This window comes from Pseudomonas sp. A214, from assembly GCF_900156295.1.
Lineage (GTDB): Bacteria > Pseudomonadota > Gammaproteobacteria > Pseudomonadales > Pseudomonadaceae > Aquipseudomonas > Aquipseudomonas rhizophila.
Genome location: NZ_LT707062.1, coordinates 3,202,453 through 3,224,932, shown reverse-complemented (window position 1 = coordinate 3,224,932; position 22,480 = coordinate 3,202,453). Strand labels below are relative to the sequence as shown.

Annotated in this window: 22 protein-coding genes and 2 pseudogenes; 6 read left to right on the top strand and 18 right to left on the bottom strand. The window is 60.6% G+C overall.

Features of this window, described 5'->3' with window-relative positions; all coding sequences use genetic code 11:
* The first annotated feature begins 84 nt into the window (after nt 1-84).
* Nucleotides 85-837: a molybdopterin cofactor-binding domain-containing protein gene (locus tag BW979_RS14590; protein WP_172833792.1), complete on the top strand. Its 753-nt coding sequence runs from the start codon at nt 85-87 to the stop codon at nt 835-837.
* 29 nt (nt 838-866) lie between these two features.
* Nucleotides 867-2,558: a thiamine pyrophosphate-binding protein gene (locus tag BW979_RS14585; RefSeq protein WP_076384096.1), complete on the top strand. Its 1,692-nt coding sequence runs from the start codon at nt 867-869 to the stop codon at nt 2,556-2,558.
* On the opposite strand, the gene BW979_RS14580 is transcribed toward BW979_RS14585, so the two are convergent.
* Genes BW979_RS14580 through BW979_RS14565 form a run of 4 tightly spaced genes read right to left on the bottom strand, consistent with a single transcriptional unit; the run spans nt 2,541 to nt 6,105 of the window.
* On the bottom strand, nt 2,541-3,407 hold the full coding sequence (locus tag BW979_RS14580; protein WP_076384095.1) for a sugar phosphate isomerase/epimerase family protein: 867 nt from the start codon (nt 3,405-3,407) through the stop codon (nt 2,541-2,543). The two genes, BW979_RS14585 and BW979_RS14580, sit on opposite strands and share 18 nt — an antisense overlap.
* Before the next feature lies 1 nt (nt 3,408).
* On the bottom strand, nt 3,409-4,641 hold the full coding sequence (locus tag BW979_RS14575; protein WP_076384094.1) for an NAD(P)/FAD-dependent oxidoreductase: 1,233 nt from the start codon (nt 4,639-4,641) through the stop codon (nt 3,409-3,411).
* A gap of 18 nt (nt 4,642-4,659) precedes the next feature.
* On the bottom strand, nt 4,660-4,980 hold the full coding sequence (locus tag BW979_RS14570) for a MocE family 2Fe-2S type ferredoxin (protein WP_076384093.1): 321 nt from the start codon (nt 4,978-4,980) through the stop codon (nt 4,660-4,662).
* Nucleotides 4,981-5,016: 36 nt separating this feature from the next.
* Complete coding sequence (locus BW979_RS14565; protein ID WP_076384092.1) at nt 5,017-6,105, bottom strand: fatty acid desaturase family protein; 1,089 nt, start codon at nt 6,103-6,105, stop codon at nt 5,017-5,019.
* Nucleotides 6,106-6,267: 162 nt separating this feature from the next.
* On the opposite strand from BW979_RS14565, the gene BW979_RS14560 reads away from it, so the two are divergent.
* Complete coding sequence (locus tag BW979_RS14560; RefSeq protein ID WP_076384091.1) at nt 6,268-7,317, top strand: LacI family DNA-binding transcriptional regulator; 1,050 nt, start codon at nt 6,268-6,270, stop codon at nt 7,315-7,317.
* 75 nt (nt 7,318-7,392) lie between these two features.
* On the opposite strand, the gene BW979_RS14555 is transcribed toward BW979_RS14560, so the two are convergent.
* Together BW979_RS14555 and BW979_RS14550 are read right to left on the bottom strand one after the other, a co-directional pair.
* The gene (locus BW979_RS14555) at nt 7,393-8,169 is read right to left on the bottom strand and encodes an SDR family oxidoreductase (RefSeq protein ID WP_076384090.1); all 777 of its coding nucleotides are present in this window, start codon (nt 8,167-8,169) and stop codon (nt 7,393-7,395) included.
* Nucleotides 8,163-8,495: a nuclear transport factor 2 family protein gene (locus tag BW979_RS14550; protein ID WP_076384089.1), complete on the bottom strand. Its 333-nt coding sequence runs from the start codon at nt 8,493-8,495 to the stop codon at nt 8,163-8,165. The genes BW979_RS14555 and BW979_RS14550 overlap by 7 nt, the downstream gene beginning before the upstream one ends.
* A 106-nt stretch (nt 8,496-8,601) precedes the next feature.
* Between BW979_RS14550 and BW979_RS14545 the strand changes: the two genes are divergently transcribed.
* The gene (locus BW979_RS14545; protein ID WP_076384088.1) at nt 8,602-9,519 is read left to right on the top strand and encodes a LysR family transcriptional regulator; all 918 of its coding nucleotides are present in this window, start codon (nt 8,602-8,604) and stop codon (nt 9,517-9,519) included.
* Between the two features lie 23 nt (nt 9,520-9,542).
* Here BW979_RS14545 and BW979_RS14540 read toward each other — a convergent pair whose 3' ends face one another.
* Nucleotides 9,543-10,982, bottom strand: a complete 1,440-nt coding sequence (locus BW979_RS14540; RefSeq protein WP_076384087.1) for an HD domain-containing phosphohydrolase — start codon at nt 10,980-10,982, stop codon at nt 9,543-9,545.
* A gap of 88 nt (nt 10,983-11,070) precedes the next feature.
* Between BW979_RS14540 and BW979_RS14535 the strand changes: the two are divergent.
* Nucleotides 11,071-11,489 (top strand): annotated as a pseudogene (locus BW979_RS14535) (alpha/beta fold hydrolase); the annotation flags it as partial.
* Nucleotides 11,480-11,704, top strand: a pseudogene (locus BW979_RS27295) (GMC oxidoreductase); the annotation flags it as partial. The pseudogenes BW979_RS14535 and BW979_RS27295, both read left to right, overlap by 10 nt.
* On the opposite strand, the gene BW979_RS14525 reads toward BW979_RS27295, so the two are convergent.
* The 11 genes from BW979_RS14525 to sctJ form a co-directional block, all read right to left on the bottom strand.
* Nucleotides 11,620-14,574, bottom strand: a complete 2,955-nt coding sequence (locus BW979_RS14525; RefSeq protein WP_076384086.1) for a type III effector HrpK domain-containing protein — start codon at nt 14,572-14,574, stop codon at nt 11,620-11,622. The pseudogene BW979_RS27295 and the gene BW979_RS14525 sit on opposite strands and share 85 nt — an antisense overlap.
* Before the next feature lie 215 nt (nt 14,575-14,789).
* Complete coding sequence (locus BW979_RS14520; RefSeq protein WP_076384085.1) at nt 14,790-15,836, bottom strand: EscU/YscU/HrcU family type III secretion system export apparatus switch protein; 1,047 nt, start codon at nt 15,834-15,836, stop codon at nt 14,790-14,792.
* A gap of 25 nt (nt 15,837-15,861) precedes the next feature.
* A complete protein-coding gene (gene sctT, locus BW979_RS14515) occupies nt 15,862-16,674 on the bottom strand; it encodes a type III secretion system export apparatus subunit SctT (protein WP_076386610.1) in 813 nt (270 codons plus the stop codon).
* Nucleotides 16,675-16,679: 5 nt separating this feature from the next.
* On the bottom strand, nt 16,680-16,949 hold the full coding sequence (gene sctS, locus BW979_RS14510; protein WP_047229693.1) for a type III secretion system export apparatus subunit SctS: 270 nt from the start codon (nt 16,947-16,949) through the stop codon (nt 16,680-16,682).
* A complete protein-coding gene (gene sctR, locus BW979_RS14505; RefSeq protein ID WP_047229694.1) occupies nt 16,949-17,608 on the bottom strand; it encodes a type III secretion system export apparatus subunit SctR in 660 nt (219 codons plus the stop codon). The genes sctS and sctR overlap by 1 nt, the downstream gene beginning before the upstream one ends.
* Entirely contained in the window at nt 17,605-18,663 is a 1,059-nt protein-coding gene (gene sctQ / locus BW979_RS14500; protein WP_052915348.1) for a type III secretion system cytoplasmic ring protein SctQ, read from the bottom strand. The genes sctR and sctQ overlap by 4 nt, the downstream gene beginning before the upstream one ends.
* Nucleotides 18,660-19,136 carry a hypothetical protein gene (locus BW979_RS14495; RefSeq protein ID WP_047229695.1) on the bottom strand — a complete coding sequence of 159 codons (477 nt, stop codon included), beginning with the start codon at nt 19,134-19,136 and terminating at the stop codon, nt 18,660-18,662. Before BW979_RS14495 ends, sctQ begins: the two co-directional genes overlap by 4 nt.
* Nucleotides 19,137-19,152: 16 nt before the next feature.
* Nucleotides 19,153-20,475, bottom strand: a complete 1,323-nt coding sequence (locus BW979_RS14490; protein WP_047229696.1) for a FliI/YscN family ATPase — start codon at nt 20,473-20,475, stop codon at nt 19,153-19,155.
* A complete protein-coding gene (sctL, locus tag BW979_RS14485) occupies nt 20,472-21,065 on the bottom strand; it encodes a type III secretion system stator protein SctL (RefSeq protein ID WP_047229697.1) in 594 nt (197 codons plus the stop codon). Before sctL ends, BW979_RS14490 begins: the two co-directional genes overlap by 4 nt.
* A complete protein-coding gene (locus BW979_RS14480) occupies nt 21,062-21,700 on the bottom strand; it encodes a type III secretion protein (RefSeq protein WP_076384084.1) in 639 nt (212 codons plus the stop codon). The genes sctL and BW979_RS14480 overlap by 4 nt, the downstream gene beginning before the upstream one ends.
* Nucleotides 21,697-22,479: a type III secretion system inner membrane ring lipoprotein SctJ gene (gene sctJ, locus BW979_RS14475; RefSeq protein ID WP_047229699.1), complete on the bottom strand. Its 783-nt coding sequence runs from the start codon at nt 22,477-22,479 to the stop codon at nt 21,697-21,699. The genes BW979_RS14480 and sctJ overlap by 4 nt, the downstream gene beginning before the upstream one ends.
* Between the last annotated feature and the right edge of the window lies 1 nt (nt 22,480).

Genomic DNA, 22,480 nt, shown 5'->3' with positions numbered 1-22,480 from the left:
CTGCCCTACGGTGCCAGCGTTACAGGCACCAAGGACACATCGCTTTAGCTGGACCTCTTGCCATCCGCCGGAAGGAGAAACGCAATGAGCCATCCTGATGCGCACGTCAGTGCTCTTGATCCATTTACTTGGCAATCGACGCTCGACAGCAATCTGGACAGAAAAGGCCTGTTGCTCCGCCTGTTCGCCGAACAGCGATTCATGGCCGCGCAGGTGCGAACCTGCAAGCTGGATCACAGGGACTATCTGCTTTCGCTGATTGATCCGGCATCGACGGTGAACGATGGCACTCGGCACTCATCAAGCGTCGACGGCCATCGAATGCGGAGCGTTATAACCGAAGCGGCAAAGAAAGCTCATTGGGGCAAGCCCCCAAGACATGGTCGGGCGCAAGGCATCGCTGCCCACTATGACGCGCAGACCTGCATGGCGGTCGTTCTCGATATCGAAGTGAGCGACGAAGGCCGCTTGATCATTCATGACGCGGTCGTTGTCGCGGACTTGGGTTTCTTGAAAAATCCTGGTCGCGTGCGCTCGCAGCTCGAAGGCGCTTTCATGATGGGGATAGCGTTTGTGACATCCTGCGATTTTGAGCCGACCCTCGGAGATACCCGGCCTAAACCTGCCTATCGCACCCGTTGGCCACTCGTCTCATGGCTGCCAGGACAGATCGCGGTGCACCTGATCAATCCCACCGGGGCTCCCGAAGCCGGCCAGCCCAGCCAGACCAGTTACGCACCTGTCGCCCGGGCCTTGTGCAATGCGATTTTGAAGGCCACGGGTAACGGTTCGGTCCGGAGCCAGCTAACCGTCGCCACAGCAAGCCAGCTAAATTAAAGCTTCCAGATCAGATGAGGTTCTGCGCCATGCCTTCAGGATCCAATGTTTTTTTCAACAGCCGCGGGCAACGCGGCGCGGACCTGTTCGTAGAAGTGCTTCGCAGCGAGGGGGTACGTTACGTCTTCGGCAATCCGGGAACAACCGAACTGCCTTTGCTCGACGCCCTCTCAGGCGCCTCAGACATCCAATACATCCTCGGCCTCCAAGAGGCCTCAGTCGTAGCGATGGCCGACGGTTATGCGCAGGCATCCGGTCGCCCCGGCTTCGTCAACCTCCATACGGCCGGTGGACTCGGCAATGCAATGGGCGCAATTCTCAACGCGAAGATGGCGAATACGCCGCTTGTCGTCACGGCGGGCCAACAAGACACGCGACATGGCGTGACCGACCCGCTGCTCCACGGAGACCTCGTCGCTCTCGCCCGACCGAGCGTCAAATGGGCGGAAGAAATTCATCATCCCGAACACATCCCGATGCTGCTGCGTCGTGCGTTTCAGGACTGTCGCACGGGGCCGGCCGGCCCGGTTTTCCTTTCCCTGCCGATAAACGTGATGGAGCAACACACGGATGTAACGGCCGGCCCGCCATCGCGAATCGAGCGCGGTGCCGTGACCGGGGCGATTGAGGAATTGGCCGCTGCCTTAGCGGCAATTACCCCCGGTTGTCTGGCGATTATCGTTGGAGAGGAAGTGTTCCAGTCGAGCGCGGAAGTTGAAGCCGTGAAGCTCGCCGAAGCACTCGGCGCGCCGGTCTACGGGCCATCCTGGCCCGGGCATATTCCGTTTCCGACGGCTCATCCGCAGTGGCGGGGAACGCTGCCTGCGAAGGCTTCCGATATCAGAGAGACGCTCTCTGACTTCGACGCAGTCTTCCTGCTCGGCGGCCATTCGTTGATCAGCTATCAATATTCCCAGGGCCCCGCTATTCCATCTCACTGTCGCCTTATCCAATTGACCGGCGATGGACACCAATTAGGCAGAGTCCACGAGACAGCGCTAGGGCTGATCGGAGATTTAAGACTCTCCTTGCAAACGCTGTTGCCGATACTGGACAAGAAATTGGTCCCACACAGCGAGGCAATCGCAACGCTGCGAAACGTCGCAGGCCAAGAACGCGATACACGTCGTGCCGACGTCGTCGCTCACGTCAGTCGCGAATTCAACACGCCGGTGACAACGCCTTTCGTGGCTGCCCACGAGGCTATCCGGGCAATCGGGCCGGACGTCTGGATCGTCGACGAAGCACCTGCCACGATTCCTCACGTCCGTGCCTGCCTGGACTCCCATTCGGCCCGCCAGTATCTTTTTACCCGCAGCGCCATCCTGGGCTGGGGCATGCCGGCGGCTGTCGGTACGTCGCTTGGCCTGGACCGCAGTCCGGTAGTCTGTCTGGTCGGTGATGGCTCGGCAATGTACTCACCGCAAGCACTCTGGACGGCGGCGCATGAACGGCTGCCGATCACGTTCGTTGTCATGAACAACGGCGAATACAATATTTTGAAGAGTTACGCTCGTAGCCAGGCGCACTATCTGAGTGCAAGCACTCACCGGTTCATCGGCATGGACCTCTGCGACCCGGCGATCGATTTCCTGGCCCTCGCCTCTTCCATGGGGATCCCTTCCCGCAGGATCGAGCGCGCCGGCGATATTGCAGGAGCTGTCGAAGAAGGTATTCGCTCAGGCTGCCCGAATCTCATTGAACTACCGATCATACCCTGAAGGAATGGGCGCACCTGGTCCCTGCTGACACTCACCCCAAACACCCCGCACCAGTTCCTTCAGCAGCAGCGCCTCGCTCCAGCGATCCGTTATGTCGCGCCCATCACTCCCTGTGATCGCATAGGGTGGCGGGCCAAGTTCACAGGTGAAGGACAGGCTCGTGGGTGTGTTCGGTCGCGCGAGCCAATCCTTGATTCCGTAGCGCCACCAGCCCAGAAACCGGTCCAACCAGGGGCGATGCTGGGCAAAGGTCAAGGGCACCTGGACCTGCTCACTATTAGCGACTCGCCCGTGAAAACCCCAACTGTGTCGTAGGATGGTGTGAATCTGTTCGTCGTCTTCGACCGCGGCCGGCTCAGGCAATTCGCGGCCCACGACGTAATGGGACAAGTCAGCCAACAACTTGAGGTCGGGCATCTGCGCGAGCAAGTCGAGGGTGAACAACAGGTCACTGGTGAGACGATAGCGGTGGGTTTCCAGCAGGATCGGAAAGTCCACCTGCTCGGCCAGACGCTGCCAGCCTTCGATCAGAGTGATCGCCTGTGCCAGCGTGCGCGGCCGGACGTCGGCTTGCAGCGTGAGGTGGTGGCAGCCGTAACGGGAGGCCACCTCAAGCGCTTGCGCCAAGTCATTCACGGTGCGGGGAAACAGTTGACCTTCGATTTGCAGGCCTTGCGCCTTGGCAGCGGCATGCAGACGCTCGGCCTGTGGCGCGATCCAGAAATGGTCGGTGATCCCATCGAAGCCAGCAGCGGCAATCTTCTCCACCTGCGCCTCCAGGCAAAGATCGCATTGACCACGGTGATCTTGCATGGCCCACAGGGACTGAAATACCAGGAATTCACGCATGTCAGGGCCTTAGCAGATGTTTGAGCGAGACATCGGCGTCGGCCAATGCGTCCACAGAGAGTGGGGTCAAGTTGGCAATCAGCCGTTCACACAACTTGATGTCCTTGGCAACGCTGTTGCCCTGCCCCCAGCCGCAGGCGCCTTGCAAACGTTGCTCGGTGTCCAGGTAGAACAGCAGCAGACCACCGCCTGCCAAGGTGCGAACAGCCGAAGGTGGCGTCGGTGGGATCACGCCCACCGTCTGTAAGCCCCAGTCGTACTGATCAGACCAGAAGCCGGGAACACCCTCGAACGGCAGCTCGCCGCCCAACAGATTCAATGCCGCGTGACGGCCCTGGGTCTCGGCATTGCGCCAGGTTTCCTGGCGCTGGAATAACGCGTCGGCGTGCAGGCGAAACTCACACACATCGCCGGCAGCAAAGATGTCTGGCGCGCTGGTGCGCAACTGGGCATCGACTCGAATCCCCTGGCCCACCTCAAGCCCCGCGGCCGCGGCCAATTCGATGTTGGGTTGCATGCCGATACCGACTACCACCCAGTCACAGGGCAGCACCTGGCCGTCCACCAGTTGCACCGCCTCAGCGCGTTCGATGCCTTGTACCCTTTCAAGCGCTACGTTCAGCCGCACGTCTACGCCCTGTTGCCGATGCAATTCCAACAAGGCCTGGGACACAGCTTCAGGCAATACTCGCCCGGCCAGTCGTGGCCCGGCTTCCAGCAACGTCACCTGACAGCCTAAGGTTCGGGCCGTTGCCGCGACTTCGAGGCCGATAAAGCCACCGCCGATGATCACCAGGCGCGTGCCGGGTATCAATGCGCTGCGCAGGGCCAGGGCTTCGTCATGGGTGCGCAGGTAAAGCACGTTGGCCAGAGGTTCAGGCACCAGGGACAAGCGACGCGCTCTGCCCCCGGTCGCCAACAGTAATCGGCTGTAGGGCAACCAACGTCCGTCGGTCAATTGCAGGCGGTGGTGCTGCGGATCCAGGCTTTTTACCGGGTTGCCCGCCAGGTGTTCGATGTTCAGTTCAGTGAGCCGGCTATCCCTCCACAGGCGACAATCGTCCAGGTCCATCGTGCCCTGCAGCAAGCCCTTGGACAGCGGAGGACGCTCGTACGGCAAATGGAGTTCATCGCCGATCAGGATCAGCCGACCGGTATAACCCTGCTCGCGCAAGGTCAGCGCCGCGCGGCCACCGGCATGGCCGGCGCCGACGATAATCAGTGGAGCATTCATGGCGTGCACTCCTGGCGGTCAAGCCGAAATGGCGAGCAGAACCCGCCCCCCGTCGACCCGTACCGGATAGGTCTTGAGATTGACGCACACTGGCGCCCCCAGGGCTTTGCCGTTGCGATAGTCAAAGCGCCCGTTGTGCTTGGGGCACTCGATGACGTGGTCCATCACCAGGCCGTCAGCCAGGTGGATCGACTCGTGAGTACACAGGCCGGCAGTGGCGAAAAACTCGTTGTCAGCAGAGCGGTAGATGGCATAGGTATGCGGACCGTGGTCGAAGCGAATGACGTCTTCTTCATTGATTTCGCCCACGGCGCATACATCGATCCATTGATCGTTCATGGCGTTTTCTCTTGTTCGGGGTACAGCCGGAAGGTGTCAGCCCAGCGTGGCTTCAGCCTGTGGATGAGCGTCGGTGGCAGGCCTTGAGCTACCGACGGGGCGTCGCACGAAATACGTCGGGTCCTTACGCTGCTTCAAGAGGGTCGGAATGATTTCCCTGAAGGCCTCGCCTATGTTGGCGTAAGGCGGCGGGCAATCGTGGCGGATCTCTTCATGGAGTTGCGCCAGGGCGTGGTACGGCACCATCGGGTACATGTGGTGCTCAAGGTGATAATTCATGTTCATGTACAGAAAGCGCAGCACTCGGTTCATATAGATGGTGCGGCAGTTGCTGCGGTGGTCCAGCACGTCTTCCGCCAGGCCCACATGTTGGGTGAGGCCAAACAGGTAGGACAACCAGCCGCCATACAGGATGGGCAGGCCGATATACATCAGCGGCAACCAGCTGTGCAGGTAAAGCGCCGCGCCAAAGACAACGGCGTAAATCACGAGCCAGATACGGGCCGCCAGGAACACTTTGGACCATTCGGACTCAGGGATGAAGGTCTGTTCCTGGGCATCCATTTTGCCAACCGCGTGCCGGCACACGCCTCCCATCGTCTTCAGCAGCAACGGGATCTGGAACAGGCTCAGCAGCATCATGAACAAGCTCGGTGGACGCGGTTCGACGATTTCCGGATCGCGGCCAACGACGATGGTGTCGGTATGGTGCCGGGCATGGCTCCAGCGCCACACATGGGGCTCGAACATGCACATGAAGCTCGCCACCTGGTAGAGCGCGTCATTCATCCAGCGAGTCTTGAAAGCTGTGCCGTGGCCGGTTTCATGCCAGCGCGGGTTGGAGGCGGTGGCGTACAGAACGCCATACGCTAGAAAAAACGGCACACAAGCCCAAGTGCCCCAGAACCAGTAGCCGCCGAAGCCGGTGATCAGCAGGGCCAGCAGCCAGATGGCGGTGTCGAGCAAGGCCGGACCGTCGCGGCGCTGCATCAGTTGCTTCATGCGTTGACGGGAGATGGGCGACTGGTACCAACTGGCCGATACAAGGCCTTTTTCAGCCGCGCGTGCGGCTTCAGGGCCGGTCAGGCGATAGTCCCGAGTAGAGGCGGTGTTGTCTTGAGACATTGTTATTGTTCTCCGCAAGCGTGAGGTGTCAGGTGCTTTGCGTAAGAAAATATAGAGAGCGTGGAAGACCCCCTCAAGGTCTTGAATACATTCCCTATCAAGCTATCATCCAGCTCGTGCGGGGCTTGATAGTTTTCTATCAAGACGCTTTGAAGGTTCATCATGAATAACAATAAACGCCCCACCATCGCCACGGTCGCCGAACACGCAGGCTTAAGTGTCGCCACCGTCGACCGCGTGCTCAACGCTCGCGCCCCGGTTAATCCAGCCACTGCCGAACAGGTGCTTCAGGCCGCCGAAGCCGTGGGTTATTTTGCCGCGCGGCTGATCGGCCAACGCATTCTCGAACGTCGCCCCACGTACCGTTTCGGCATCCTGCTGCTGGGCACCGCCCAGGCGTTCTACGCCAACCTGGCCCAAGCCATCACCGAGGCCGCGCAGCGCCAGGCCGGAGCCAACCTGACCTGCCAATTCGAATACGTTTTTGATCGCACCCCCAGCGCCATCATTGCCCAGATCGAACAGTTGGCAGTGCAATGCGACGGCCTGGCGGTGGTCAGCTTCGCCCACCCGCTGATCAACGCCGCCCTTGCCCAGATTCGCGGGGCCGGAGTGCCCGTGGTGGCACTGCTGTCGGGCATTCATGAGGCGGCGACCGAGCCCTATGTCGGCCAGGACAATCAAGTAGTCGGGCGCACGATGGGGTGGCTGCTGGCCCGCACCTGTGGTGCGCGCAAAGGCAGCATCGGCATTCTGCTCGGTGGCCATCGTTTTCTTGGCCACCAGGAGCGGGTCGAAGGTTTGCACAACTACTTGGCCGAACACGCACCTGGATTGCGCCCGCTGGAGCCGCTGATCAATCTGGATAACTGCGACATCACCGAAGAAGCAACCCTCGACCTGCTGGTTCGGCATAACGATTTGCGCGGGTTGTGCGTGGTAGGCGGCGGTGGCGACGGGATCATCAACGCATTGGCGCAACTGCCCAAGCGCCCGACGCTGTGCTGCATTTTGCAGGAGTCCACCGAGCTGTCACGCCAAGCCCTGGCCCAGGGTTTGGTCGACGTGGTGATCGACTCTCAGCCGCGCCAGACCGCAACGGCGCTGGTGAATCTACTGGTGGAATTGCAGACTGCGCAGCAGTTCGATCCTGTGCGTCACCGGGTGCATATTCCGCTGCAGATTGTGACATCGGAAAATACCCAAAGCTGATGGGCTGGCGGTACAACCTGCTCGGTCTTTGATGGCACGGCCTTCCTGCTTATGCCTGTCGGATCTACGTCACAGCTAAACCGTTGGTACTGTTCCGCCGTCGATCACAAACTCACTTCCCGTGATAGATGCCGCTCGCGGCGAAGCCAGGAAACCGATCAGGTCAGCAACTTCGCAAGGCGTCGATGGGCGGCCGAGCGGGATACCCCCAAGTGCTTTCATGATGATCTCTTTGCCACCTTGGTAGTCAGTACCTGCCTCCTGCGCGAGTCGCTCGGCCAATGCGACCGACGCTTCGGTTTCAACCCAGCCCGGCGAAACCCGAACCACGCGGACGCCTCTGGGCGAAACCTCTTTCGATAAACTTTTGCTGTACGTCGAAAGCGCGGCCTTGGCCGCCGCGTAAGCTGTTGTAGCCTCCGGCAGTGGCAGCCGACTCTGGATGGAGGTGACGTGGATGACGACCCCTTCCCTGCGCACCAGCATACCCGGGAGCAAGGCGCGATCGAGGCGCACCGCCGGCAACAGGTTCAGGTTGAGCTCTCGTTGCCACTGTTCCTCGTCCAGCGCAGCAAAACCGCCGCCGGGTGCCGACGAACCACCCAGGACGTGGATCATGATGTCCACGCCACCCAGCCGCTGTTGGATCGCGGCGATCAGTACATCACAACCTTCCCGGGTCGAAAGATCAGCCGCAATCAGAAGAGCGCCCGGCATTTCCACGTCCACCTGCCTGGCCGAGGTAATGACCTTCGCACCCTCGGCCAGTAACAACTCGACGACAGCCTTGCCGATGCCTTTGGTGCCACCGGTGACGAGGACCCGCTTGCCAGTCAAACCTAGATTCAGCATGGCGTGATCTCCAGGGAACGGATTAGACCGTCTTCCAGTGTGAAGAGGTAACTCAGTTGAACCGGGCTACCGGGGAAATTCCCAACAAGGCGCGCAATGACCGTCAGCTCGCCCTGCCCTTGCAGGGCTTGCAGTGGTTGGACCTGATAGATGAAGGCTCTGCGTGCCTCCTGTTGCCAGGCTTCGATGGCAGCCGTTCCTTCGTACGTTTTTCTTTCATCGCAAACCGTGGCGTCAGAGCGGAAGCAGCTCGCAAGTTGCGCTGTATCGCCACCATTGCTGATTGCAAAGTACGTCTGCACGACGTCGGGAAGCTGAAGGGTCATTTGCCGATCTCCTGGATGAATGTCCTGGAGCGATCTTGCTGCCTGACGGATAGTTTGTTCAACTGGGACAAACCTTTATGACCAATCCCGAAATTCAGGACAATCCATGCCACACGATCGTTTAGGCCTCAGTGAGCTGGACGCTGTTATAGCGGTCGCACGCAGGGGCTCGTTTCGGCAAGCCGCTATCGATCTCGACGTCTCCACCACCGCGCTGAGCAACACCATCGCGCAACTGGAAACCCGCCTCGAATCGCGGCTGTTCAATCGCACGACCCGTAGCGTGGCCATCACCGAAGCCGGCAGGATATTTCTGGAGCAGGTGGGGCCAGCCTTGCAGGATCTGCGTGCTGCACTCGATGCAGTGCGATCGCATAACGCCGGGCCCTCGGGTACGCTGCGTATCAATGCGTTCGCCAGCGCTGCCCGATCGGCGCTCCTGCCACTGGTGATGGAGTTCTTGCAGCATCATCCGCAAGTACACATCGACCTCGTCACCGAAGGCCGTCTGGTGGATATCGTGGCTGACGGCTTCGATTTCGGCGTGCGCTCAGCAAGCCTCGTTCCGAACGACGTGATTGTCGTCCCGCTCGGCCCTCCGCAACGGTACGCGGTGGTCGGTTCGCCGGCGTACTTCGAAAAACACGGTAAACCGCGAACGCCATCCGAGCTGCTCCAGCATCGCTGCATCCGCGTTCGACTACCGAATGGAGCGATTTTCCCGTGGCATTTCGAGCGGGACGGGGAAGTGACTCGCCTCGATGTGAACGGGCCGCTTACGCTGGATGAATCCAGCGTGGTCAAGGTGGCGGTGCAGGAAGGCATGGGGCTCGGTTTTTTCATGGAGCAGGACGTTCACAACGAAATCCGCACCGGACAGTTCGTGCGGACTCTCGAAGACTGGACACCGCCCAGAGACAAGCTGTGCCTGTACTACCCGAACCGCCGCAACCCCAGCGCGGCAGCCAAGGCATTCATCGACCTGGCACGCGCCAGTCAAGCCAAACTGGACGGGCTCGCCTGATTCAGGCTTGACCTTGACCTGGCTCAGGCAATCAACCCCAGTGTCAGCCCCTTCAAGGTAGCGGCTGCCCGGGTCGAGCATTCCAGTTTGCGAAAGATGCTTTCCATATGCGTGCGAACCGTGCTCGGACTGATGTCCAGCAGCCGCGCCACCTCCTTGTTGCTGGCGCCACGGCTGATCTCCAGCAGGATGCGGCACTCGCGAGACGTGAGTAACGAAGCCTTCGGTTGCCGCATCCGCCGCTCGCCACCTGCGGCGGCAATGACTGCTTCGCAAACATCGTTGTCGAACAAGCCATTGCCAGCATCCTGTTTGAGCAGCCTGGCTGCATCCGCTTCGCCGTAAGCCGATCGCCATGGCCTGGCTTCCCTTAGCGCGACCCAGGCTACCGATGTGGCGAACAGGCGATGCTCGGCACTCAGCGCATCACCCGCCACGCCTCGAAAATAGCCACTGCCGTTGAGCCGTTCATAGGCATGGGCTGCAATCTCTGCGGGCACAGCCAGTTCAGTGATAGGTCTAAGCGCCTGTTGCGTCCAGTAAGGGACAAGGCGCACCCGCTCCACAGCGCTGTATGGCAGCGTTCCTGCGGTATTCCACAGGTGGTTCGAAACGGCTGCCCGGCCGAGACCGTAGATGAGCGCGGACTTGCCAATGTCTGTCAAAGTCGGTTCACGCAGCCCCCACAGGCGTGCAGCTTCCACGGCGACATGCGCGACCTGCCGCGAATGCCCTGCCAACCACGGCAGCTTCAAGTCGATTATGTCTCCCACCAACGTCAGTGAGACGCAACGCTGCTCATGCCCGTGGTCAACGGTTTTCCACAGCGTTTCCAGATCCGCCAGCCAGTCCTTTGCGTTGTCCAGAAGCAACGATACCAGCGACGCTGGATAGCGCCGATCCGACTGTTCTCTGATCCAGCGTAGCGCCGCATCCAGACCGTGTGCACGACTGAGAATATCCAGATCGCCTGCAAGTACTACCTGATAGGCGACCTCCGGAATGTGCTCATGGGTCAGACCCAGCGGCCGGCCAGTGCCGTCGTAGGTTTCGAACACGCGACACAGGCCCGCCTCGACGGCGGCACCGAGCTGGAGGGTTTTGGCGATGGCTCCAGACACCTCACAGTGCACAACGGCAAGCGGGGTTGCCTGATGCACCGCGTTCATTTGCTCATTGCCCAGCGTCAAATCGAGCATCGCGCGGCGGCCATCGACGTCGTCGCCCAGCAGATCCGCAAAGCCTTCGGCATTGGCGGTGCAACCGGACCAGCGCAGCAAGGCAACCTGTTCCGCTACCCTCAGGTGCTCACCGTCGCCGTGCTGGGCCTGCGCAAGCATCCGCGCCAGTGCGGCAACGCGCCGGGAATGACCGAGAGGTTGTCCCATGCTGAGGTCACCGACCTGGGCGATCGTCGCCAGTGCCCCACCCAGGGAGATGTCCAGTTGCAACTCACTATCCATGAAAAATGTCCCGGGGTCGGCTAATTGACCGATGCCCACATCGCAGGCCGGTCAGCGGAATTTGAACTCCCGAACAGGAGCTCATCCAATGAAAACAATCAAATCGAAAATCGCTACCGTCGCTTTTGCCCTGGCCGGTACCTTCACCGCAAGCGCCAGTCACGCGCAGGATACAACGCCCTCCGTGGTGATCGTACACGGCACGTTCGCCGACGGCTCCGATTGGGCCAAAGTGGTGCCACTGCTCCAAGCCCAAGGGGGTGGCCGTTACGGTTGTGCAAAACCCGCTCACCTCGCTTGCCGACGATGTTGCCGCGACGCGCCGCGCCTTGAACAACCAGCAGGAAGGTGGTTCTAGTCGGGCACTCTTGGGGTGGCACCGTGATTACCGAGGCCGGTAGCGATCCGAAGGTCAGCGCGCTGGTGTATGTCGCCGCCTTCGCGCCAAAGGCCGGGCAAACCAGCGGCGAACAAGGTAAAGGCGCGCCAGCGCCCCCTGGCACCAGTCCTGCTCCGCGAAAATGGGCCGAGACACGATATCGGTGGTCGACCATCAACTGCGCGTATATGGCATCGATAAACTGCGCATCGCTGATGCCTCGATCATGCCGCGAATTACCGCAAGCCAGCACAGCCCTCAATCGGTTTGCGGCCAGTCCTCGTCGGGAACGTCACTGAAATCACCGCCCTCCACGCCATCGATTTCATACTGTGTCAGATAGTCGCCAAGCAGGTCGCCGAAGTGGTCTTGCTGAGTCTGCCGTTTGCCCTCCGCAATAAGGCCCGGAAGCAACAGGGCAACCGCGCCGACGCCCGCCGCCACGGTGCCTAGGATTCCAGCCAGCGGGGCCATCGCCGCCCTGACTGCCAGATGGCCAAAAAGGCCTGCGCCGCCCTCAATCGCTGATGCCAGGCCTGACAATGACGCCAGTGCGCCTGAAGTGATGCTGATACCACCACTGACGGGGTCGCCCTTTCGAATCGACTGAACGCCATCAAAGATTCCGTACGCACCCGCAACCATGCCGGCCAAACCGCCGATACCCTTGGCACCGCTTTCAAACTTGTCGGCAGTGCCAGTGAGAGATTTTATGGGGTCGTCGAAAAAGGCTCTGATTTTCGGATCAAGATCAATGTTTCCTTTGTTTTTCAGGTAGCTTTTCAGGTTCTTGGCACCACCCTCGGTGAGCAGGGTCGTCGTCATGACCGATCCGGTGGTGATGTCTATGATGTTTCGTTCGGTCAGGTTTGCGCCATTCTGAGCGCCTTTGGCGATCGTCACGCCAGCCATGAAGATGCCGCTAACGCCATGCAGTCCCCCTTTGTCAGACAAGTTCTTGAGGTCGGGGTTGAGCCAGGACGACTTCAATTCCGCAAGCGACTTTGTGCCTTGGCGCAGGATGTCCCAATTCGAACGGACACCCGCGACGATCTGATCGGCCGTTGCGACGGTGCCATCCGGATTGGTCACGAGTTCTGGATTGGACTGGATAAGCGTCTCGGCCATCGTCCTGACTTTTGCCTCGTCAAGCTCGTCACCGCCATTGATACCCAGGGCTTGCTTGACATCCTCGAAAGTGCCGTCTTTCATGGCGTTGTCGCGCCCGATCCGGCTGAAATTGTCGTTCAACTGCGGGTCTAAACCTGCGGTGACGCTGGGATCCAGCGCCGCGTTGTAGAGCGCGACCTCCGCGGAGAAGGTGCCGACCGCTTCTTCGAAGGTGCCCGTTTTCATCAGTTCTTCCAGTCGCGTCCCGGAAACAAGCGACTGCTCGTAATAATCCTGGAACGCCTGGGCATGCTGAGAGGCAGCGAGCCCCTTCTGAATTTCTGCCCGATCATTGATGCCGAGCGCTTCCTGATAAAGCGTTGCCGTCGAGAAGTATTCGGCCAGCACCGCCTGTTGGTCGGTGCTGCCGTCTTTCGTATGCTTTTCCCATAGCGCATCAAGAGCTGCACCGGACTTGATGTCATCGTAGTTTTTTTGCACCGAATCCTTTAACCCAGGAACTGCCTCAAATAGATTGGCCATCTGCGTCGAGGTGGTTTCATTAAGAAACTTGACCACCTCGGGATCACTTTGTAGCTGCTCAATGTGGCTGTTGACATCGGCAAGCAGCTTGTTGGGATCTGGATGGCTGCGCACAGCGTTGGCGATGGACACCTTACCGTAGTCATCACTCCACAGACCGGCAGCCGCACCGTCGATGATCAACTGTCGCGCCTTGAGCAGATCCTGTAACACCGCAGCCCGCTGTTCGGCGGAATAGTTGCCAGGGTTTTCAAAGACGTCCTTGCCCAGGTCACCGGTATCAATGCCGGAGACCCCACTGGCATTCGCTACCTGGTTGATGAACAGCAGAGCGTCTCCAGCGGTTTTGGGGCTGGAGGCCTTCAACCAATTCTGGATGTCGCGCTTGTCGAGCGCGCCATCGGGTTTGCTCTCCAATGGTTTCCCACTGGTTTCAAGCGTTTCGAACGCCCCCGTCTGCGACCAAAAAGTCAGGGCTTGCTTCAAGTCATCGCTGATGTTCGGGTTTTCATCCAGGTACTTCTGCAAGGACTCACGCGTCAGGTATTTACCGCTCTCCGTCCGATCGCTGATCTCGTCGAAGTTCTCCAGCAGCAGCGCCGAATGCTTCGCAAGTTCCAGGGAGGTCGCGTCAGCATTCGGGGAGGCTTTCAGAAAGTCGTTATAGGCACCGATGTCTTCGGCTTTGACAGCAACAGGTCGTAGCCATGCATTCAGGTCGTTGCTGCTGATTTTGCCGTCAGCCTTGTTGTTGTGTGCCTTGGTATCAAGCAGGTCAAAAAATCCTTTGTTATCGAGCAGGAACTGCGCCGCCTCGCGATCTTCTGCGCTTCGATTTTCATCGGCAGCGTACTTCCTCAAATCCTTGTCACTGACAATGCTGTCGGAGGCGTTCCAGTCATCCCATCGATCACGGATCGTGTCGATGATCTCGCTGTTCTGCTCGTAAAACTTGCTCTGGTAGCCTTCCTGTTTCCAGACCACCTGGTTGTAGAGGTCGGGCGTCACGTCCTTCGAGACATGGATCTTTTCGCCATTGATCGTCAGGCGGATAAAGCCTGTGTGTTCATCCGGGGGCAAAATTTCTGCGCTCGCCAGTGTTTCTGCTGATAGAAGTGCGCCATCTGCGCGCAACAAAAAGCCTTCGTCGTTACCTTTTTGCAACGCATCAACCTTGGCGAAGTAATCAGGCGTCGCCTCTTTGCTGATGGTGAATTCATTGCCCTCTTTGTCTCGCGCGGAGTACGCCGTCACCTCGCCATCCACCCACCACCCCATGAAAATCTCGAGATCCTGGAGCGGTACGGTTTCGTCGTTGCGTAACGTACGTCCATCTGACTGCTTCAGCGTTTCTGCGATGGCGCCGCCCGCTTCTCGCAACGCCAAGAGCACGCTCTCAGGCAGGGACGGCAAAACTTCTTTGTCTGCCGCACCGCGTGGGTCAGGCTTTTTATCGCTGATTTGCATGCGGGCCGCGCCAAGCATTTTCTCAAAGCGCTGACCCGCTTCAAAATCAGGGGATTGGCTATCTGTGGGGCGGGCATTGCTGTCGATTCGCAAGGGGACGTCCTCCTGACAATGGCGCCGATAGCGCTAGAGGAATCAACTTTGACCATTGAACATTGCAGGGGAATGACTCGGCTCGAATCGCAACCTTAAACGCGCAAAAGACCCGATGGATCGGGAGAGCGGCTGGACTACCAAACGTCATGCCGGTTTACAGGGACTTTCAAACTCGCTCCGTCCATTTGTGAGGCACTCACCAGCAGGTACGCTCAAATCAACCGAGCGGCCACCAGGATATCCGCCACTGCCTGGAAGGTGTTATCCGGCACAGGGTCCCCCGGCACTGCCCGTCGGGCGATGTCCTTGGCCAGGACGGTATCGAGGCTATGGGCAATCCCCAGGCCCCGGGCCTGCGCAAGCAACTGCGCCGCGTCCTCGCGCTCGGCCTTGCACACCACCACCGGTACCGGAGTTTCGCCGCGTACATAACGTATACCCACCACCCAACCAGGGTCGGAGCCGACCATCAACGATGCACGCCCCACGCCCAGCTTGGTGGCCAGGGCTTGCATTTCCCGACGTTGACGCTGGCGTTCCTGTTTGATCACCGGATCGCCGTCACTGTCCTTGCGCTCACGCTTCTGTTCGCTGCGGGTCATTTTCATGTCACGGCCAAACAGCCAGCGCTGCATCATCACGTCTGCCGCCCCGACCAGCAGAAAGGCAGCCAGCACGGTGAACACCAGAGGCTTGAGTACCAGGTAGAAAGTTGATTCGATGCAGCCGGCGCCGCAGCGCGACGACTCCATCAGCGCCTGCAACGCCCCACGCCCGATCACGTAGAACGCCAGCCCCAGCAGTACGACCTTGATCACGCCCTTGAGGAATTCAACGAAACTGCGCATCGAAAAAATGCGCTTGAAGCCATCGATCGGATTGATACGTTTGATGTCCGGTTTGAGGGGTTCGACCGAGAACACCACGCCGCGCATGCTGATGATGTTGGTCAGGATCACCGCCCCCACCGTCACGGCCACCACCGGCAGGGTGAGGTTGATGAGCAACTGCCCGGCGATGTCCAGCACCCGTGGCCAGACGGTGTGAAAAGGTTCGATGTAGATCAGCGCGATCAGGTCCAGCAACGCTGTGATCTGTGCCTGGGCCTTGGGCACCATGATCGAGATACAGAGCGTGCAAAACAGGATGACCATGCCGGAGACCAGGTCCTGACTCTTGGACACCTGGCCTTTCTTGCGCGCCTCGCTGAGCTTTTTGCTGGTGGCCGGCTGTGATTTCTCTTCGCTGCTATCGCTCATGGACGCTTCGCCCGAAACAGGGAAGTCATACCGAATCGGCCAGCGTCTTCAGGAGCTCCACCGTACCGCGGAATTCGCCGAGTTGCTCGATCATCACCGGAATCAGGAAGCTGATGTAGACCACCATCAATACAGTGAAGAACAGATTTTTCACCGGCAGTGACAGATCGAAAATGTGCAGGTTGGGCGCCATGCGCGACAGGTAAGCGAGCATCAGGTCAGTGACCAGCATGCAGATGATCAGCGGCCCGACCATGATCACGCCGATGCGGGTCACCTGGTCGAGAATCCGCAACACCGCCATCAACGCCGAACTGGCAAACAACGGTGTGAACTCGGTCACCGGCCATAACAGGTAGCTGTGGTAATAGCCGTCGACCATCATGATGAAGCCGCTGGACATGAAGAACAGGGCGATCAACATCACCGTCAGCAAGGTGGCCATGACACTGGACTCGCCCGATGACAAGGGATCCACCAACTGGGCCATGGTCGAACCGCGTTGCAGATCGACCAACTCGCCGGCCACTTCCGCCGCCCAGAACGGGATGCCGAACAGCAGTCCGATGAGGATACCGATCAGGAATTCCTTGATCAGTAGGCCGGCCAGGAAGAACCCACCATGTTCTGGCAGTGCAGTGAAAGCGCCATACACCGGAACAAACATGGGGATGGCAATGGACACCGCGACGCAACTGCGGATCATGCCGGTCAGGCCCAGGCGGTTGAAGGCTGGGGTAATCACCACCACGCCCATGGCGCGGCTGGCGGACAGTGCCGCCGAGCTGATGACCGGATAGGCGACTTCGATGAACTGGTTGGCAAGCTCGATATTCATGCCATTCAGCGCGTCCACAACGGGAAGTTGTCCAGCACCTGGTTACCCAGTTCCACCACCTGGCTCGCCAGCAGCGGCCCCACGAACACGATCGTCAGCAGCACCGCCACCAGCTTGACCGCCTGCGGCAGGGTCTGGTCCTGGATCTGGGTGAGTGCCTGCAGCAACCCCACTCCCAGGCCGACGATGATCGCAACAGCCAGTGCCGGGGCGGACAACAGCAGCACCGTCATCAGCGCCTGATTCATCAACGAAAGAAATACATCCTGGCCCATCAGGTGCCCCCATAGCTAAGAATCAGGCCATGCATCAAGCGCGACCAGCCGCTCAAGGCGACGAACAGAAAGAGCTTCAGCGGTATGGAAATCAGCGTAGGTGAAACCATGGACATGCCCATGGCCATCAATACGTTCGCCACCAGCAAATCCACCACCAGAAAGGGAACGTACAGCAGAAAACCGATTTCGAACGCCCGGGTCAGTTCGGAGCTGACGAACGCCGGCACCAGCACCACCAAGTCATCGTCGCGCAGATCGGCCCGGGCTTCAGGAGACCAGATGGTCTCCGTGGCCTGGATGAAAAAACCACGCTCGCTTTCGTTGGCGAAACGCGAAAGGTGCGCCTGCAATGGCGGCCTCAGTGCGTCCCCGAAGGCAGTAAGTTGCTCGATGCTCTCGATGTTGAGATCACGGCCCTGCACCTGCCGGTACATGTCGCCCAGCAACGGCGTGGTGACGTAGACCGACAGGATCAGGGCGATGCCGTACAGCACCATGTTGGGCGGTGTCTGTTGCACGCCCAGGGCGTTGCGAATCAGGAACAGCACCACGGAGATTTTCATGAAACCGGTCAGGGTCACCACTGCCAGCGGAATAAGACCGATGGTGGCGACGACCACAATGATTTCAATCAGGTTGGGCTGGTAGCCATTCATGACGCGGCGATGCTCAACACGCGCACGCCCAGGCCTGGACCGATCCTGACCAATTGCCCCTGGCCGACGCGACGCCCGTTTATCATCAGGTCGACGCTGTCCTGGCGTTGCTCGGTGAACGACAGCAGGCTGCCCTCCCCCAGTTCGCGCAGCTGCGCCAGGGTCAACTCGACACTGCCGGCCTGGCAAACCATTTTCAGTGGCAGTTCGTCCAAGCGCGAATCCAGGTTTCGCCCGTCAGCGGTTTCACTCATGGTGGGTGCTTCGTTCACAGAAAATTCCTTGGAAAGATTGATGCTCATCGGTGTTTCAAGCAGTGTCAGCCTGGTGCCGTCCTGGCCGGCCCGGGCGTGCAAACGATGGTTCACCACCAGCCGCACCTGGCCCATGGGCCAAGGATCGAGCATCACCACATCGCCCGGATTGAGGCTGCGCAGCTCGCCGACACTCAGCTCGGCTTCGCCGGCCTCGACCGCCAGCCACAGGAGCAGGTCTGTTAGCGCATGGGGAGCCGGCGGTGCATACCGATCGAGCCACTGCGCGACCTGCTCGCCAGCGTTGGCACTCAAGTGCAGCACAACGAGCATGGACGAGCCGTCGAGCTGGACTTGGGTGACCAGGCGCAACGGGCAAGGTTGCGCGGCCAGGGCGGCGTGAACCGGGTCGGCGTGGTCAATGAAACGCATCGATTGCCCGGTCAGGCGCTCCAACGGTTCGATCAGGCTCAGCAGGGCCAGCTCCAGCAGCATCGCGCCAGGCAAGGTTTGAAAGTCCAGGGCAACGGGCACACCCAGGGCGTGCAGCGCCTGCGCTGGCAGGTGCAGCCTGATGGCCGACGCGTCGCCCTCCTCGCCCAGCCCCAGCAACAGCTCAACTGCCGTGACGTCAGGTTCGGCAACGGAGCCCCAGCGCACGCCAATCACCTGGCCTGCGCATTCTCCCTTCCAGGTTTCGCGGCTACGATGCAGGCGATTGTGCAGGTCCACCCATTGGGGGTCGACAGGCGTCAATTGTTCGGCAAAGGGTGTCCAGAGTGGGTCCTGGTGACAGCTCACGCACGGCCTCCGATAGCAGCGCGAGGAATTTCGTCGGCCTCCAAACGGTGTTCGTCGACAAGGCGCTCGACGCGCTCGCGGCCTTCAAGCAAGGTGTCGCAGGCTTGCGCCCGGCGCTGTCGAGCCACATGGGCAACCCGAAACACTTCGCGCTCGTGCTCGTGGATTTCCAGGGTGCGCGCCACTTCACTGACGCTCACTTCCAGCTTTCGCTGTCCGCCCTCGTACAGCTCCTCCAGATGCTCCTGGGCCATACGCCAGTCGCTGATCGACATGCCTTCGCTGATCGAGCCGTAGATGCGCTCGGCTTCACGGGCCAGGGCCTCACGATGCAGGCGCAGGTTTTCCTTGGCGTCATCCAGCGCCACGTTGGTCTGCCGGCAGCGTCGCTGCTGAGCGACCAGTTGGCTGGACGCACGTTGCTCACGCAACTTGCGCAACGCTTGAAGGCTACGCATGTCACTGGTTTTCATAAGACCTCCATGGTTGTCATGCCATCACCCTGCGCATGTGTTGCAGGGTTTCGTTGGGGTTGCTTGGCTCGTTGGCCCCTTGGCGCAAGAACGCTTCAATGGCGTCATGCCGCTCAATCGCCTCGTCGGCCAGTGGGTCGCTCCCGGCGGCGTATTCGCCGACCCGGATGAGCATTTCGATCTCGTTGCGCCGCGCCATCAGCTCGCGCATGCGCATGGCCAGGTGGCGTTGCTCGTCGCCACACACCTGGTCCATCAACCGGCTACGGCTTTGCAGCACATCCACCGCCGGGAAAAAGTTGCGTTGCGCAAGTTCGGCGCTGAGCACGATGTGCCCGTCGAGGATTGAGCGGGTTTCTTCAGCCACCGGGTCCATCGAGGCATCGCCTTCTGTGAGCACGGTATACAACCCGGTGATGCTGCCGGTCTCGCCGGGGCCGGCGCGTTCAAGCAGGCGCGGCAAGGCGGAGAAAAAGGAGGGTGGGTAACCGCGACGGGTCGGCGGCTCGCCCACCGCCAGGCCGATTTCACGCTGGGCCCGGGCAAAGCGGGTCAGGCTATCCATCAACAGCAGCACGTTGCGGCCCTGGTCGCGGTGATATTCGGCCAGCGCAGTGGCAACAAAGGCGGCGCGTACCCGCTCGGCAGCCGGACGGTCGGAGGTGGCGACCACGGCCACGGTACGCGCCCGGGCCTCGGCGCCCAACTGCACATCGAGCAGCTCGCGCACTTCACGGCCGCGCTCACCGATCAGGGCGATCACGATGACATCTGCACTGGTATTGCGCACGATGCTCGCCAGCAGCGAAGACTTACCCACTCCCGGTTCACCGAAGATGCCCATGCGCTGGCCCTGGGCCAAGGTCAGCAGGCCGTCGATGCTGCGCACCCCCAAGGACATCGGGTGGGCAATCAGTTGGCGGCTGAACGGCGCTGGAGGCTCGGCATGCAAGGGGTAACGCTGCAACACGCCCAGCGGCGGGCTGCCATCGAGAAATTCGCCCATGGGGCTGATCACCCGGCCCAGCTGCGCATCGCCGACGCTTACCCCCAGGGTCTCGCCGGTGGCGATGATTTCGGTGCGGGTCGACAGGCCGTCCATCGAACCGATGGGCGAAAGGATCGCTTCGTCATCTTCAAAACCAATGACTTCGGCAGCCAGGCTGCGGCCGCTGCCGGGTTCGCGCAACTGGCACAGTTCACCGATGTGCACACCGGCGACGCTAGCGCGCAGCAGCACTCCGCGGATACTGCGGATGGTGCCCTTCATGGGGCGCGGTCGGGCATTGGCCAGACGTTCGGTCAGGCGCGGCAGCAGGTCGTGGGGGATCGTGATCATGGCTGTGCCTCGTCGGCAAACGGCAGCAGGTTGCGGCGCAGGTTGAGCAACTGGGCTTCAAGCCCCAGCTCCACTGAACCCACCGGACTGCTCAGCCGTGCCTGACCACCTTGCAACCGATCGTCCGGTTCCACGGCAATCGTCGGCAAGCCGTCCTCTTGCAGTTTGAGTTGCTGACGCACCGCTTCGGCGTCCTGACGGGAGACGAACAGGGTCAGGGCCTGATCCTGGCGGAACGCCCCCAATGCCTTGCGGGCGCAACGCATCACGCGCTCGGCATCGTCCATGTCATCGAGTATTTCGCGCACAATGCCCAGCGCCAGATCGGCCAGGGACGTTTCCAGCCCGGCCAGCCAGGCATCGATCCTCAACGACGTTTCGCCCAGCAGTGCGCTGACCTGTTCGGCACCCTCCCGGCGCCCGCTTTCAAAGCCTTCGGCATGGGCTTGTTGCAGCCACTGCTCACTGTCTTGCCTGATGGCCTCAGCCTCGTCACGGGCAGCCTGCAGGAAGGCGTAGCCGTCTATCCACAGGTCTGCCTGTTCGGCACGCAGAATACGGGCGGCAGGACGGGTCGGAAGCTCGCTCATCGGGTCCCCTGCTCCTCAAGCTGTGGAAGGTTCGAGGCGGCGCTGCGCACGATGGCCAAGGCATTGGCCACAGGTGTGGCACTTACCGGTCCGCTCTCAACTGGCAGCTCGGCAAAACGCAGGCGCAGCCAGGGCCGAAGTGGCGCTGGCTGGGCGCTCAGCCAAGCGGTGATGCAGCGGGCGCCATCATGGTCGATGGCTTCAAGCAGTTCGACCGGCTGGCGCAGCAAGTCGGCACCGCTGCCCAGGGCACGGTTTGCCAGGGCCAGGGCAAACACATCACTGCCCAGCAAATAGCGCAACTGGTTGACCACATCGCCACGGATCTCGCGACTCAGGGTGGTGCTATGCAAAATCGCGCCACACAGACGCGGCAGGCGCTTGAAGGCCTCGGGAGGCAGCATCAGAACCGGTAGATCGTCGACATCGGGCAGTGGCAGGCTACCGGGAGCCTGCAGCTCATGACGGCTGAGCAACAAGCGTATCAATCGCGCCTGGAAGCGCGGCTGTTTGCGCAATTCGCTTAGCGCACTGCCGGAGGTCTCGGGGAAGCACGCCGCAAGAGGCTGCGTGCCGACGAAATCCAGCGGCTGCTCGAGCAGGTTTTGCCACTGCGGCAAAGCGGCGGCACTCATTTCACGTCCTCCAGCTCATACAAGGCGCGGGAGGCGCGTCGTTGCCAGTACTGCCAGCCCAACACACCGACCATCGACAGCGCGGCCAGCAGCAGGACGCCGAACAGCATCCGGGCACGGGGCAGGTTGTCTTCGAGCATCCATATGCCCAGGAAGCTGGCCAGGCGCGGCTGTGCGTTGGCCCGGCCGCTGCCGGTGGCGGCCTTGATTACCGTGACCGACACCCCTTCGTAGCTCAAGCCGGAGATGCCGTTGGCCACCAGGGTTTTGATCTGCGGGATCAGGGGGTTGATGTCGGTATTGGGGTCGTAGCGCACCAGCACTGAAGCCGACGACGGGGAAATCACCCGTTTGAGCAGGTCATTGTCGGGCAGCACCACATGTACCCGGGCAGAAACCACACCGTCGATCAGCGAGACGCTGTGCGAGAGTTCTTCACTGAGCGCGTAGACCATCTGGGCCCTTTCCTGCACGGGAGAAGACACCAGGCCACCACTCTTGAACACGGCGCCCATGTTGGAAAAGGTTTGGCCCGGCAAGCCAGCTTCGTCGAGCAGGCTCATGGCCTCGGCAAAGCGTTTTTCGTCCACCACCACGGTGAGTTGGCCGTTTTCCTGGACCTTGCGCGAGGCCGGCACACCCTCACGCAGCAGCACTGCAACCATGGCATTGGCCTCACGCTCGCTGAGGTTGGTGTACAGGTCGATATCGCAGCCCTGCAGCATGCAGGCAAAGGCGAGGACAATCATCAGGCGCACGGCATGGCAACGGCGGAACATG